Source organism: Geodermatophilus sp. SYSU D00700 (genome assembly GCF_054050255.1).
This window is the reverse complement of sequence record NZ_JBJGZA010000020.1, coordinates 68,523-82,319: the sequence shown is the minus strand read 5'-3', so window position 1 is coordinate 82,319 and position 13,797 is coordinate 68,523. Positions and strand designations below refer to the sequence as shown.

13 protein-coding genes are annotated in these 13,797 nt (G+C 77.4%); all 13 read right to left on the bottom strand.

The window, feature by feature from the left end; translation table 11 throughout:
• Positions 1–98: 98 nt before the first annotated feature.
• Complete coding sequence (locus ACI79V_RS15485; RefSeq protein ID WP_456890551.1) at positions 99–1,091, bottom strand: aldo/keto reductase; 993 nt, start codon at positions 1,089–1,091, stop codon at positions 99–101.
• 100 nt (positions 1,092–1,191) lie between these two features.
• The gene (smc, locus tag ACI79V_RS15480; protein WP_456890550.1) at positions 1,192–4,758 is read right to left on the bottom strand and encodes a chromosome segregation protein SMC; all 3,567 of its coding nucleotides are present in this window, start codon (positions 4,756–4,758) and stop codon (positions 1,192–1,194) included.
• A 97-nt stretch (positions 4,759–4,855) separates the two neighbouring features.
• Positions 4,856–5,059: a hypothetical protein gene (locus ACI79V_RS15475; protein ID WP_089402502.1), complete on the bottom strand. Its 204-nt coding sequence runs from the start codon at positions 5,057–5,059 to the stop codon at positions 4,856–4,858.
• A 151-nt stretch (positions 5,060–5,210) separates the two neighbouring features.
• The gene (locus ACI79V_RS15470) at positions 5,211–5,486 is read right to left on the bottom strand and encodes an acylphosphatase (protein ID WP_456890549.1); all 276 of its coding nucleotides are present in this window, start codon (positions 5,484–5,486) and stop codon (positions 5,211–5,213) included.
• The gene (gene mutM / locus ACI79V_RS15465; protein WP_456890548.1) at positions 5,483–6,358 is read right to left on the bottom strand and encodes a bifunctional DNA-formamidopyrimidine glycosylase/DNA-(apurinic or apyrimidinic site) lyase; all 876 of its coding nucleotides are present in this window, start codon (positions 6,356–6,358) and stop codon (positions 5,483–5,485) included. The genes ACI79V_RS15470 and mutM overlap by 4 nt, the downstream gene beginning before the upstream one ends.
• A gap of 4 nt (positions 6,359–6,362) precedes the next feature.
• A complete protein-coding gene (gene rnc, locus ACI79V_RS15460) occupies positions 6,363–7,109 on the bottom strand; it encodes a ribonuclease III (RefSeq protein WP_456878039.1) in 747 nt (248 codons plus the stop codon).
• Positions 7,110–7,153: 44 nt separating this feature from the next.
• Positions 7,154–7,333: a 50S ribosomal protein L32 gene (gene rpmF, locus ACI79V_RS15455; protein ID WP_089402499.1), complete on the bottom strand. Its 180-nt coding sequence runs from the start codon at positions 7,331–7,333 to the stop codon at positions 7,154–7,156.
• A 2-nt stretch (positions 7,334–7,335) separates the two neighbouring features.
• Positions 7,336–7,959, bottom strand: a complete 624-nt coding sequence (locus ACI79V_RS15450) for a YceD family protein (RefSeq protein ID WP_456890547.1) — start codon at positions 7,957–7,959, stop codon at positions 7,336–7,338.
• Positions 7,960–8,174: 215 nt separating this feature from the next.
• Entirely contained in the window at positions 8,175–8,864 is a 690-nt protein-coding gene (locus ACI79V_RS15445; RefSeq protein WP_456890546.1) for a hypothetical protein, read from the bottom strand.
• Complete coding sequence (gene coaD, locus ACI79V_RS15440) at positions 8,861–9,343, bottom strand: pantetheine-phosphate adenylyltransferase (RefSeq protein ID WP_456890545.1); 483 nt, start codon at positions 9,341–9,343, stop codon at positions 8,861–8,863. The genes ACI79V_RS15445 and coaD overlap by 4 nt, the downstream gene beginning before the upstream one ends.
• Positions 9,340–9,894, bottom strand: a complete 555-nt coding sequence (gene rsmD / locus ACI79V_RS15435; RefSeq protein ID WP_456890544.1) for a 16S rRNA (guanine(966)-N(2))-methyltransferase RsmD — start codon at positions 9,892–9,894, stop codon at positions 9,340–9,342. The genes coaD and rsmD overlap by 4 nt, the downstream gene beginning before the upstream one ends.
• Entirely contained in the window at positions 9,891–12,077 is a 2,187-nt protein-coding gene (gene recG, locus ACI79V_RS15430) for an ATP-dependent DNA helicase RecG (protein ID WP_456890543.1), read from the bottom strand. The genes rsmD and recG overlap by 4 nt, the downstream gene beginning before the upstream one ends.
• Positions 12,078–13,676, bottom strand: a complete 1,599-nt coding sequence (locus ACI79V_RS15425; protein ID WP_456890542.1) for a DAK2 domain-containing protein — start codon at positions 13,674–13,676, stop codon at positions 12,078–12,080.
• Between the last annotated feature and the right edge of the window lie 121 nt (positions 13,677–13,797).

The following is a 13,797-nucleotide window of genomic DNA, read 5'->3' as shown; positions in this document are numbered from 1 at the left end:
CGGCCCGCCCCCGACCCCCCCCCCCCCCCCCGCCGCCCCCCGCCCCCCCCCCCCCCCCCCCCCCCCCCCCCCCCCCCCCCCCCCCCCCCCACGCCCGTTCAGAGGAGGGTGCCGCCCTCGGGCTCGAAGGCGGCCAGCGCGGCGTCGACGCGGCGCAGCGTCCCCGCGTCGAGGGCGACGCGGGCGGCCTCGACGTTCTCGACCACGTGCGCCGGCGTCCGGCTCCCCGGGATGGGCACCACGTGCGGGTCCTGCGCCAGCAGCCACGCCAGCGCGAGCTGGCCCGGCGCCAGCCCCAGCTCCGCGGCCAGGGCGCGGACCGGCGCGTACCGGTCGTTGTTGCGGGCCAGCGCCGCGCCGGAGAAGCGCGGCGCGTTGTGCCGGAAGTCGCCGTCGGCGAGCGCGGTGACGGTGCCGGTCAGGAAGCCGCCGCCCAGCGGTGACCAGGCCACGATCCCGATGCCGAGCTCGCGGGTGGTGGCGAGCAGGTCCGGGTCGACCGGGCGCCACATCGACCACTCGGTCTGCACGGCCGCCACCGGGTGCACCGCGTGCGCCTCGCGCACCTGCGCCGCGGTGACGTTCGACAGGCCCAGGTGACGCACCAGCCCGGCGTCGACCAGCTCGGCGACCGCGCCCACGGTGTCGGCCAGCGGCACCTGCGGGTCGGGGAAGTGCGGGTAGTACAGGTCGATCCGGTCGGTGGCCAGCTCGCGCAGGCTCTGCTCGGCGTAGGCGCGCACGTGCCGGGGATCGGCGTTGACGGCCAGCTCGCCGTACGCGTAGCCGACCGGGAAGCGGTGCGCCGGCGCCCCTTCGGGGATGCGGAACCCGAACTTCGTCGCGAGGACCACCTCGTCACGCCGCTCCCGCACGGCGCGGCCGACCAGCCGCTCGTTGTGCCCGTCGGGTCCGTAGCCGTCGCTGGTGTCGACGAACGTGGCCCCCGCGTCCAGCGCCGCCGTCAGCGCCTGCTGCGCCCGCTCCTCGTCGACCTCGCCGTACATGCCGGGGCTGAGCACCATGGCGCCGAAGCCGACGGCCGGCACCGCCAGGTCGCCGAGGGTCCGGGTGGGCAGCGGGTCGGTCACGGGTCCTCCTGGGTTCCCGGGTGCGTCGGTGCCCAGCCTCGGGGAGCCGCGCACGGCGGGACCAATGCCTGCCGTCATGCCTGGCGGGCATGCCCCGGCGTCAGACGGGGTCGGGCTCGCGCAACCGCTGGCTGATGACGCCGGTGATGCCGTCGCCGCGCATGCTCACGCCGTAGAGCGCGTCAGCGATCTCCATCGTGCGCTTCTGGTGCGTGATGACGATGAGCTGCGAGGTCGCCCGCAGCTGCTCGACGAGGGTGAGCAGCCGGCCCAGGTTGACGTCGTCGAGGGCGGCCTCGACCTCGTCGAGCACGTAGAACGGCGAGGGTCGGGCGCGGAAGATCGCCACGAGCAGCGCGACGGCGGTGAGCGAGCGCTCGCCGCCGGACAGCAGCGAGAGCCGCTTGACCTTCTTGCCCGGCGGGCGCGCCTCGATCTCCACGCCCGTGGTGAGCATGTCCTCGGGGTCGGTGAGCACCAGCCGCCCCTGCCCGCCGGGGAACAGCGTGGCGAAGACGCCCTCGAACTCGCGGGAGACGTCGGCGAACGCCGAGGCGAAGACGTCGTGGATGCGCCCGTCGACCTCGCGGACGACGGTGAGCAGGTCACGGCGGGTGGCCCGCAGGTCCTCCAGCTGCGTGGCGAGGAAGGTGTGCCGCTCCTCCAGGGCCGCGAACTCCTCCAGCGCCAGCGGGTTGACCCGGCCCAGGGTGGCCAGGTCGCGCTCGGCGCGGGCGGCGCGGCGCTCCTGGGCGGGCCGGTCGTAGGGCACCGGCGCGGGCTCGGGCTCGCCCGCGGCCTCGGCGGCGGCCAGCTGCGCGGGGGCCGGCGGCACGGGCGCGGCCGGGCCGTACTCGGCCACCAGCGTGGGCAGGTCGACGCCGAACTCCTCGGCGGCGCGCTCCTCCAGCGCCTCGATGCGCAGCCGCTGCTCGGCGCGGGCGACCTCGTCGCGGTGCACCTCGTCGGTCAGCCGCTCGAGCTCGGCGGTCGCGGCGCGGACGCGGGTGCGCACCTCGAGCAGCTCGGCCTCGCGGGTACTGCGCTCGCCGGCCAGCCGGTCGCGCTCGGTGGCGGCCCGGGCCAGCGAGGTGGCCAGCGCGGTGAGCGCCTCCTCCGCGCCCGCGCGCACGCGGGCGGCCACCTCCGCACCGCGGCGGCGGGCGAGCGCGGCGGCGGCGGCGCGCTCGCGGGCGGCCCGCTCCTGGCGCGCCTGGCGGCGCAGCGCCTCGGCGCGGCCGGACAGCGCCCGGGCGCGCTCCTCGGCGGTCCGCACGGCGAGCCGGGCCTCGGTCTCGGCCTGCCGGGCGGCGGCGGTCTCCAGCCGCAGCCGGTCGCGCTGCTCGGAGGAGGGCTCCGCCGCGGCCGGGGCGGCCTCGGCCTCGGCCAGCCGCGCCTCCAGCTCGGCCAGCCCGGCCGCGGACTCCTCCAGCGCCCGCTCGGCCCGCCGCTGTGCGGCCGCGGTGCGCTCGGCCTCGGCGGCGGCCGAGCGGGCGGCGGCTCCGAGCTCGGCGAGCTCCGCGGCCAGCTTCGAGCGGCTGCGGTCGGCGGCCTGCCGGGCGGCCAGGGCCGTGTCGACGTCGGCCGACCGGGCGCGGGCGGTCTCCCGGGCGGCGGCCAGCCGGTCGGCGAGGTCGGCGGCCCGCGCGGCGGCGGCGGCGAGCTCGCGCTCGGCCTCGTCGACCCGGGCCCGCACCTCCAGGCCCGACGGCGCGTCGGCCGACCCGCCCGACGCCCGGTCGGCGCCCACGACGTCGCCGTCGACGGTCACCGCGCGGACGCGGGGGTGGGCGGCGACCAGCGCGGCGGCGACGTCCAGGCTCGGGACGACGGCGACCCGGTCCAGCGCCCGCACGAGCGCCGGCCGCAGCTCCTCCGGGGCCTCGACGAGGTCCAGCGCCCACCGCAGGCCCTCGGGCAGCACCGGCCAGCCCTCTCGCGGCAGCGGCGGCGGACCGCCGGTGACCAGCAGCCCGGCCCGGCCCCCGCCGGTGCCGCGCAGGTGCGCCAGCGCGGCGGCGGCGTCGTCGACCCCGGCGACGACGACCGCCTCGGCCAGCCCGCCCAGCGCCGCCGCCAGCGGCACCTCCGCGCCAGGGGCGACGGTGACCCGCTCGGTGACCGGACCGAGCACGCCGGGCAGGCCGGAGGCGAGGACGGCCGCGGCGCCGTCGGCCGGGGCCAGGCCGAGTGCGAGGGCGTCGCGGCGGGCCGCCCAGGAGGCGCGGTCGCGCTCGGCGGCGCGCTCGGCGTCGGCGAGCTCGGTCACCGCGCGGGCGGCGGCGGTGTGCGCGCTCACGGCGTCGGTGTGCGCGGCGACCAGCGCGACGTCCTCGTCGTCGGCGTCGGAGACCCCGGCCCGGCGCTCCTCGAGGCGGGCCTGCGCGGCCTCGGCCCGGCCGGCCGCCTCCGCGGCCGCCTGCGCGAGCCGCTGCGCCTCGGCCTGCCCCGCGGCCGCCCGGGAGCGGCCGGCGGCGACCTTGCCCGAGAGCCGGGCCAGGCCCTCCCGGCGGTCGGCGAGCGCGCGGGTGGCGGCCACCCAGGCGCGCTCCTCGGCGGCCAGCGCCTCCTCCAGCTGCGCGCGGGCAGCGACGGCAGCGGCCAGCCGGCCGCGCTCGGCCTCCAGCCCGGCCGCGAGCTCGGCCTCGGTGGCGGCGACCCGGTCGGCCTCGGCGTCGAGCTGCTCGGGGTCGCGGCCGCCGCTGCCCGCCGGGCCCGGCGCGGACAGGTGACGGTGCCGCTCGGCGGCCAGCTGCGCGACGCCGCGGAAGCGCTCGGTCAGCGCGGAGAGCCGGTACCAGGTGTCCTGCGCGGCGCCCAGCCGCGGGGCGTCGGCGGCCAGCGCCGCCTCCAGCTCGCTCTCCCGGCGGGAGACGCCGCCCAGCTCGGCCTCCACGACGGCGCGGCGCGCGCGGGCGGCGGCCTCGTCGGCGACGTCCTTCTCCAGCGCGTCGCGCAGGCCGACCAGGTCGTCGGCGAGCAGCCGCAGTCGCGCGTCGCGCAGCTCGGCCTGGACGCCGGCGGCCCGGCGGGCGACCTCCGCTTGCCGCCCCAGCGGCTTGAGCTGGCGGCGCAGCTCCGCGGTGAGGTCGGCCAGCCGGTCGAGGTTGGCCTGCATCGCGTCGAGCTTGCGGAGGGCCTTCTCCTTGCGCTTGCGGTGCTTGAGGACGCCGGCGGCCTCCTCGATGAAGGCGCGGCGGTCCTCGGGGCGCCCGGACAGGACGGCGTCGAGCTGCCCCTGCCCGACGATGACGTGCATCTCCCGGCCGATGCCGGCGTCGCTGAGCAGCTCCTGGACGTCGAGCAGGCGCACCTTGTCGCCGTTGATCTCGTACTCGCTCTCGCCGGAGCGGTACATGCGGCGGGTGACCGAGACCTCGGTGTAGTCGATCGGCAGCGCGCCGTCGGCGTTGTCGATCGTCAGCGTCACCTCGGCGCGGCCCAGCGCGGGGCGGCCGGCGGTGCCGGCGAAGATGACGTCCTCCATCTTGCCGCCGCGCAGGGTCTTCGCGCCCTGCTCGCCGAGGACCCAGGCGATGGCGTCGACGACGTTGGACTTGCCCGAGCCGTTGGGGCCGACGACGGCGGTGATGCCCGGTTCCAGGCGCAGCGTCGTGGCCGACGCGAAGGACTTGAAGCCCTTGAGCGTCAGGGCGGAGAGGTGCACGGGATCAGGGACCTGGCCACGGGACGCAGCCCGCGGTCGGCCCCCTGCAGGGTCCCGCCGCGAGCGTGCGAGCGGCGGGGGGCAGGGGGTCCTTCAGCTAGGCGAGAGCCGGCTGGGCGTTGTCGCCGGCCAGGCTGAGCAGCTCGGAGGCGATCACGGCGTCGCGCGCGGCGTCCCGCTGGGCGCGCAGTTCGGTCAGCTCCTGCTCCAGGCGGCGCACCTTGGCGCGCAGGACCGCGTTCTCGTCGAGGACGCGGAGCTCCGCGGGGGATACGACAGAACCGAAGAGGGCCTTGGCCATGGCGGAAACGGCCTTTCCGACAGCGAGAGGGAGTGCCCGCCGCCCCGGGAAGTCGGTCGGCGCGGGCTCGGTACCCCCAGGGTGACACCCCCGGACACGCAGGTCAACGGCACCACCGGAGGGCCGCCGTGTCGGGGGGATGTCGCCTTCGTCACGCCGTCGTGAACCCGGCACTCCCCTGCACCGCGCGCTGCTCGTGCACCACCGCGGTGACCGCTCCGGGCGCGCGGGGCCCGTCGAGGGCGGCGACGACGGTGCGCACCGTGTCGGCCGGCCCCTCGAGCTCGACCTCGACGCGCCCGTCGGGCAGGTTCCGCGCCCAGCCCGACAGCCCGGCGGCGTCGGCCAGGCCGCGGACGAACCAGCGGTAGCCGACGCCCTGCACGTGCCCGGAGACCAGCGCGTGCACCCGGACGACGTCGTTCACGACCGCCTCGCCCGCGGGCGCGGCTGGCAGGTCGGGCAGCTGTAGCTCGACCGGTTCATGAAGGACTCGCGCACGATCGGCGTCCCGCACCGCGGGCAGGGCCGGTCGGCCTGGCCGTAGACGGCCAGGTGCCGGGAGAAGTAGCCGCTCTGCCCGTTGACGTCGACGTAGAGCGAGTCGAAGGAGGTGCCGCCCTGCGCCAGGCTCTCGGTCAGCACGTCCCGGACCCCCTCCAGCAGGTCGGACACCTGGGCCCGGGTGAGCCGGTCGGTGGGGCGGTTGCCGTGCAGCCGCGCCCGCCACAGCGCCTCGTCGGCGTAGATGTTGCCGACCCCGCCGATCAGGGTCTGGTCGAGCAGCGCGCGCTTGACCTCGGTGCGGCGGCGGCGCAGGGCCGCGCTGAACGCGTCGGCGTCGAAGGAGCCGTCGAGCGGGTCGATGGCGATGTGCGCCAGGCGGTCGGGGATCGCGTGCCCGTCGGCGTCCTCCACGGCGAGCCCGCCGAATGTCCGCTGGTCGACGAAGCGCAGCTCGCGGCCGCCGTCGGTGAAGGTGAACCGGGCGCGCAGGTGGGTCTCGTCGGGCTGGGAGCGCTTCTCGACCAGCAGCTGCCCGCTCATGCCCAGGTGGGCGACCATGGCCCGCCCGGACGGGGCGCCGTCGGGCTCGGTGAGCGGCAGCCACAGGTACTTGCCGCGGCGGTGGGCGGCGGCGAAGGTGCGGCCGGTGAGCGCCTCGACGAAGTGCTCGGCGCCCTCGAGGTGCCGGCGGACGGCGCGCGGGTGGCGCACCTCGACGCCGGCCACGGTGCGGCCGGCGACCCAGCGCTCCAGGCCGCGCCGCACCACCTCGACCTCGGGCAGCTCGGGCACGTCGCTACTCCCCGGCGGGGGCGCCCGGCTCCTCGGCCGAGATCGCCTGCCAGGCGGCCTCCGCGGCCTCCTGCTCGGCGGCCTTCTTGGTGCGGCCGGTGCCGGTCCCGCGGACGACGCCGGCCAGCGACACCGCCGCGGTGAACTTCTTGGCGTGCGGCGGGCCCTCGTCGGTGACGTCGTAGACGGGGGCGCCCAGGCCGCGGGCGGCGCCGAGCTCCTGCAGGCTGGTCTTCCAGTCCAGCCCCGCGCCGCGCGTGGCGGCCACGACCAGCAGCGGGTCGAACAGCCGGTGCACGATCGCGCTGGCGACGTCGAGCCCGATGCCCAGGTGCACCGCCCCGATCAGCGCCTCCAGCGCGTCGGCGAGGATCGAGTCCTTCTCCCGCCCGCCGGTGGTCTCCTCGCCGCGGCCGAGCAGCAGGTGCGGGCCCAGTCCACCGGCGCCCAGCCGCCGGGCCACGCCGGCGAGGGAGTTCATGTTGACCACCGAGGCGCGCAGCTTGGCCAGCCGGCCCTCGGGCAGGTCGGGCTGGCTGCGGTAGAGCTCGTCGGTGACGACCAGGCCGAGCACCGCGTCGCCGAGGAACTCCAGGCGCTCGTTGGTGGGCAGGCCGCCGTGCTCGTACGCGTAGGAGCGGTGGGTCAGCGCCAGCGCCAGCAGGCCGCCGGGCAGCTCGACGCCGAGGGCGTCGAGCAGCCAGGCGGCCGCGCGGTCGGCGTGCGCCTGCCCCGCCGGGGAGTCGCCCACGGGGATGACCGGGGTACGGGCGGCGCTGCCCACGTCCGGCCGGGTCAGACGGAGAGGACCTGGCGGCCGGCGTGCTGGCCGCAGTTCGGGCAGGCCTGGTGCGGCGGCTTGAGCTGGCCGCAGGCGCGGTTCGGGCAGGGGGCGAGCGTGGGGGCGCTCGCCTTCCACTGCGACCGGCGGGCGCGGGTGTTGGCGCGGGACATCTTCCGCTTCGGGACGGCCACGGTCAGTTCTCCTCAGGGTCGCCCGGACGGTCGTCGACCGCTCCGGTGGTGAAACGGCCGGCGAGGCCGGCCCAGCGGGGGTCGACCAGCTCGTGGGAGTGGTCGGCCGGGAGGTCGTCGAGGCGCTGCCCGCAGCCGGAGCACAGCCCGGAGCAGTCCTCGGAGCAGGTGGGCGAGAGCGGCAGGGCGAGGACGACGGTGTCGCGGACCATCGGCTCGAGGTCGATGCGCTCGCCCTCGACGAGGCGGACCTCGTCCTCCTCGCTCGTGGCCTCGGTGGTGCTGCCCGGGTAGGCGTAGAGCTCCTGGACGTCGAGCTCGAGGGTGTCCTCGACCGGGTCCAGGCAGCGGGCGCACTGGCCCTCGACCGGGACCTCGACGTCGCCGGAGACCAGCACGCCCTCCATCACCGACTCCAGCCGCAGCCGCAGGTGCACCGGGGCGCCCTCGGGCACGCCCACCAGCTCGAGCCGCCAGCCCGCGGGCGCCGGGACGGTGCGGTCGAGCTCCTGCATGGAGCCCGCCCGGCGCCCGAGCTCGCGCAGCTCGACGGCCCAGGGGTTGGCGGCGGGGCGCCGGGCGTCGGTGGACGCGGCGCCTCGTCGATCGGATGGTGCGGCAGGCATGTCGGTACTCGCGGTCGTGGGGGGTGGAGGGAGCCCGGCCGGGGACGGGCACCGGCAGTCGGACCAGCATCCGAGACTACCCGATCCCACGGCGACACCGTCCGGCCGTTGGTGGGCCACGATCAGGGTCCCTTATGGTGGAGCGTCCTCCCTCACGGTGGGACGTGAGGGAGGACGCCCGGGGATCAGGTCACCTGATCGTCGCGCGACCGGCCTCAGGGCTCCCGGAGGGTCTCCCGGGCCTTCTCCACGGAGCGCAGCATCCGCTCGAGCGTGCTGCCGAAGTCGGCCAGCCGGGTGTCGACGTACTCGTCGACCTCGGCGCGCATCCGGTTGACCTCGGCGACGGTCTGCGCGCCCATTTCGTCGGCGCGGGCGACCGCCCCGCGGTAGACCTCGGTCTCGGTGACCAGCCGCTCGTGCTCGGCCTCGGCGGCGGCGATCATCTCCGCCTGCTGCGCCGCGCCGTCGGCGAGCAGCGCCTCGTGGTGGGCGCGCGCCTCGGCGACCAGCCGGTCGGCCTCGGCCTCGGCCTGGGCGAGCAGGTCCTCGGCCTCGGCCCGGGCGCGGGCGAGCAGCTCGTCGCGCTGCCGGCGGGCGGTGCCGAGGACCTCCTCGCGCTGCCGACGGGCGGCGGCGACAAGCCGGTCGGCCTCCTCGCGGGTGCGACCGGTGAGCTGCTCGGCCTCGGCCTGGGCCTGCTCGAGGATCTCGGTGCGCTGCTCCACGATCGCGCCGGCGGCGTGCACCTCGTCGGGGAGGTTCTCCCGGAGGTCGTCGAGCAGGTCGAGCAGCTGGTCGCGCGGCACCATGCACGAGCCCGACATGGGCACGCTGCGGGCGCTCTCGATGACCCGGCTGAGCTCGTCGACGGTCTCGTAGAGCCGGTACACGACCTCGGTCACGGCGCGGCGTCCCGCTTGGCCAGCAGCCGGTCGAGGACGGCCTTCGGCACCAGCCGGGAGACGTCGCCGCCGAAGGTGGCGATCTGCTTGACCAGGCTGGAGGACAGGTGGCCGACCTGCGGGGCGGTGGGCACGAACAGCGTCTCGACGCCGGCGAGCTCGCGGTTCATCTGCGCCATCTGCAGCTCGTACTCGAAGTCGCCGACCGCGCGCAGGCCCTTGACCACCACCGGGATGCCGTGGCTGCGGCAGTAGTCGACGAGCAGTCCGCTGAAGCTGTCGACGACGACGTTCGGCAGGTCGGCGACCGCGTCGCGCAGCAGGTCCATCCGCTCGTCGAGGCTGAACAGCCCGGCCTTGCCGGGGTTGACCAGGACGGCGACCACGAGCTCGTCGTACAGCGCGGCGGCCCTCGTGATGACGTCGACGTGGCCGTTGGTGACCGGGTCGAACGACCCGGGACAGACCGCTCGCCTCACGGCAGCCGACCGTACCGGAGCAGCGCCTCCCCGTAGCGGCGGTCGCGGATCCCGGCGAGGGGTGTCGGCCACTCCCACGGCTCCTCGCGGGCCGGCCGCTCCACGACGACGACCGCCCCCGGCGCCAGCCACTCCCCCGCGACCAGCGCCTCGAGCACGCCGCGCACCTGTGCGGCGGGGACGGCGTAGGGCGGGTCGGCGAGCACGAGGTCGAAGCGCTCCGGCGGCCGGCCCGCGACGAGGGCGGGCACCGAGCCGGTGACCACCCGCGCGCCGGGCAGCCCGACGGCGGCGACGTTGGCGCGCAGCACCGGCAGCACCCGCGGGCCGTTCTCGACGAGGACGACCCGGGCCGCGCCGCGGGAGAGCGCCTCCAGGCCGAGGGCCCCGGAGCCGGCGTAGAGGTCGAGCACGGTGGCGCCGTCGAGGTCGAGCAGCGTGCCCAGGCTGTTGAACAGCCCCTCGCGGGCGCGGTCGCCGGTGGGCCGCACGCCGCTGGGCGGCACCTTCAGCCGCCGCCCGCGGGCCGCGCCGGCGATGATCCGGGTCACGCCTTCTCGAGGTAGCCGGCCCGCTCGTCGGTGGCCAGCGCGGCGACCTCGGCGGCCAGCCCCGGGTGGTCGGCGAGCCCGCGGTCGGTGGCCAGCAGCGCGGTGGCCTCGGCGCGGGCGGCGGCGATCAGTTCCTCGTCCTCGAGCAGCGACAGCAGCTTGACCGTCGAGCGCCGGCCGGACTGGGCGGCGCCGAGGACGTCGCCCTCGCGCCGGGTCTCGAGGTCCACGCGGGCGAGCTCGAAGCCGTCGGAGGTGCCTGCGACGGCCGCCAGCCGCTGCCCGGTCGCCGTCGTCTCGCGGACCTCGGTGACCAGCAGGCACAGGCCGCGGTGCTTCCCGCGGGCCACCCGGCCGCGCAGCTGGTGCAGCTGGCTGACCCCGAACCGGTCGGCGTCCATGACGACCATCACCGTGGCGTTGGGCACGTCGACGCCGACCTCGACGACGGTGGTGGCGACCAGGACGTCGACCTCGCGGGCGGCGAAGGCCCGCATGGTCGCCTCCTTGGCCTCGGGCGTCATGCGGCCGTGCAGCACCGCCAGCCGCAGCCCGGCGAGCGGTCCCTCGCCCAGCGCCTCGGCGACGTCGAGGACGGCCAGCGGCGGGCGCCGGTCGCCGTCGCCGCCGCCCTCCTGCGGAGCGTCGGTCTCGTCGGGCTCGTCCTCGCTGCCGGCGTCCTCGTCGCCGATCCGCGGGCAGACGACGTAGGCCTGGCGCCCGGCGGCCACCTCCTCGCGCAGCCGCTCCCACGCGCGGTCGAGCCAGGCGGGCTTGTCGCTGACCGGCACCACCGAGCTGGCCACGCCGCCGCGGCCGCCGGGTAGCTGGCGCAGGGTCGAGGTCTCCAGGTCGCCGTAGACGGTCATGGCGACGGTGCGCGGGATCGGGGTGGCCGTCATGACCAGCACGTGCGGCGGGCGGTTGCCCTTGGCGCGCAGCGCGTCGCGCTGCTCGACGCCGAACCGGTGCTGCTCGTCGACGACGACCAGGCCGAGGTCGGCGAAGTCGACGCCCTGCTGCAGCAGCGCGTGCGTGCCGACGACGATGCCGGCGCTGCCGTCGGCCACCGCGGCGCGGGCCTCGCGGCGGGCCGCGGCCTTCAGCGAGCCGGTGAGCAGCACGACCCGCGTCCCGGCGGGGTCGCCGTCGAGCTCCCCGGCGCGGGCGAGCGGGCCGAGCATCGCGCCGATGCTGCGGGCGTGCTGCGCGGCGAGCACCTCGGTGGGGGCCAGCAGCGCGGCCTGACCGCCGGCGTCGACGACCTGCGCCATCGCCCGCAGCGCGACCACGGTCTTGCCCGACCCGACCTCGCCCTGCAGCAGGCGGTGCATCGGGGTGTCGCGGGCGAGCTCCGCGGCCAGCTCCTCGCCCACCTCGCGCTGGCCCTCGGTGAGCGCGAACGGTAGCGCGGCGTCGACGGCGTCGAGCAGCCCGCCGGGACGGCGCGGGCGCGCGGTGCCCGGCTCCAGGGCGGCCGCGCGGCGGCGGGCGCCCAGGACGAGCTGGAGGGTGATCGCCTCGTCCCACTTGAGCCGGTCCTGGGCGCGCTCGACGTCGTCGGCCGTGGTGGGCCGGTGGATGTCGAGCAACGCGGCCGGGAGGCTCAGCAGCCCGTGCCGGGCGCGCAGGTCCTCGGGCAGGGGGTCCTCGACGAAGCCGAACCCGCCGGCCGCGTCGAGCAGCAGCTTCACCGACTTCTGGAGCACCCAGCTGGAGACGTCCTTGCTCGCCGGGTAGATCGGGATGAGCGCGCGCGCCCAGTCCTCGTCGTCGTCGCCGCTGATGAGGTGGAAGTCCGGGTGGGCGAACTGCTTGGACCGGCGGTACTCCCCCACCGTGCCGGCGAACAGTCCCCAGGCGCCCTGCTCGAGCTTCCCGAACTTCCGGTTGAAGAAGACCAGCTGCATCTCACCGGCGCCGTCGCCGACGGTGACCTCGGTGAGCGTGCCGGGCCGGTTGCGCATCTTCCGGCTGGTCACCCGCCTGACCTGGGCGAGCACGGTCACCCGGTCGCCGACCTGCAGGTCGTCGAGGCGGGTCATCTCGCCGCGGCGGGCGTAGCGGCGCGGGTAGTGGCGCAGCAGGTCGCGGACGGTGCGCAGGTCCAGCGACTCGGCCATCGCCTTGGCCGTCTTGGCGCCGAGGACCCGGGACAGCTCGGTGTCGAGGGTGACGGCCACTCACTCCACCCCGATCTGCAGCGGGATCGCGGCCCCGCCCTCGTAGCGCACGACCTCGACGGTGGGGTGCGCGGCGGCCAGGTGCGCGCAGGCGGCGTCGCCGAGCGCGGGGTCGGGGCCGACCAGCAGCGTGGCCATCTCCCCGCCGGCCGAGAGCAGCCGGTCGAGCAGGTCGCAGGCGACGGCGGCGAGCTCCCGGCCCACGACCACGACGTCGCCCTCCGCCGCGCCCAGCACGTCACCGGGACGGCAGGGGCCGGCGCTGGTCAGCGCCTCCTGCTCGGCGACGGTGACCTCGGCCCAGCGGGTGGCGGCCGCGGCCTCGGCCATGCCGATGACGTCGTCGCCGAACCGGCGGGCGGGGTCGGCGACGGCGACGGCGGCCAGCCCCTGCACCGGCGACCGGGTGGGCACGACGGCGACCTCCCTGCCGAGCTCGCGGGCACGCTCGGCGGCGCGGGAGGCGGCGCGGGTCAGCGCGGGGTCGTTGGGCAGCACGACCACCTCGGCGGCCGAGCACGCGACCACCTCGGCGAGCACCTCGTCGGCGGTGACGCCGGCGGGCCCGCAGGGGACCGCGCGCACGCCCACGGCGGCGAACAGCCGGGCCGGCCCCTCGCCGGGGACGACGGCGACGACCGCCCGGCGGCCGGGCACCGGCGGGGGCGGGAGCACGGGGGCGAGCGGGGTGACGCTGATGCCGTGCGGCCGGCCGGCCTCGATGCCGGCCTCGATGGCGGCGCCGATGTCGCTGGTGTGCACGTGCACGTTCCACTGCCGGCCGGACGGGGTGTCCACGCCGACCACGACCAGGCTGTCGCCGAGGGCGGCCAGGCGGCTCTGCAGCACGGCGACCGCGGCGTCGTCGGCGTCGGCGAGCAGGTACTGCACCTCGCTGCCGGGGCCGGCCGGGGGCTGCGCCGGGACCGCGGCCGGGTCGGCGGGGCGGGACCGGCGCGGCACCAGCGGCGGGCGGGCCGGCTCGACGCCGGTGACGGTGGTGACCAGCGCGTCGAGCACCACGCACAGGCCCGCGCCGCCCGCGTCGACCACGCCGGCGTCACGCAGCACGTCGAGCTGGCCGGGGGTGGCCTCCAGCGCCGTCCGCGCGCCGTCGGCGGCCGCGGTGACGACGTCGGCCAGGCCGGTGCGCTGCTCCGCGACGGCGGTGACCGCGGCCTCGGCGCCGGCGCGGGCGACGGTGAGGAAGGTGCCCTCCTCGGGGTCGGCGACCGCCGAGTAGGCGCCCTCGGCGGCCTTCTGCAGCGCGGCGGCGAGGGAGGGCCCGTCGGCGGGTCCGGCGTCGGCGAGCTGGTCGGACAGGCCGCGCAGCAGCTGGGCGAGGATGGTGCCGCTGTTGCCGCGGGCGCCCAGCACCGCGCCGCGGGACAGCGCGGCCCAGGCCGGCTCGGCGCCCTCGCCGCGGTCGTCCAGCGCGGCGAGGGCCGCCTGCGCGGTGAGCAGCAGGTTGGTGCCGGTGTCGCCGTCGGGCACGGGGAAGACGTTGAGCTCGTCGAGCCGGTCGCGGGCCGCGGACAGCGCCGCGACCGCGGTGCGGCACCACTGTCCGACCGCGGCGTCGTCGAGCGCCTGCAGCACGGCCGGAGGGTACCCAGGGACGCCGACGGTGCGGCCCCGGCGACGGCGACCGGAGGGCTCGGCGGCGTCCGCGCGCCCGAGCGGTTAGGATGGTCGACGGTCTCGCGGTCGCCGTCGGCGC

Bases quoted from the DNA above. Each gene is read 5' to 3' on its own strand.
- ACI79V_RS15475 (WP_089402502.1), bottom strand. From the start codon at position 5,059: ATGGCCAAGGCCCTCTTCGGTTCTGTCGTATCCCCCGCGGAGCTCCGC.
- ACI79V_RS15450 (WP_456890547.1), bottom strand. From the start codon at position 7,959: ATGCCTGCCGCACCATCCGATCGACGAGGCGCCGCGTCCACCGACGCC.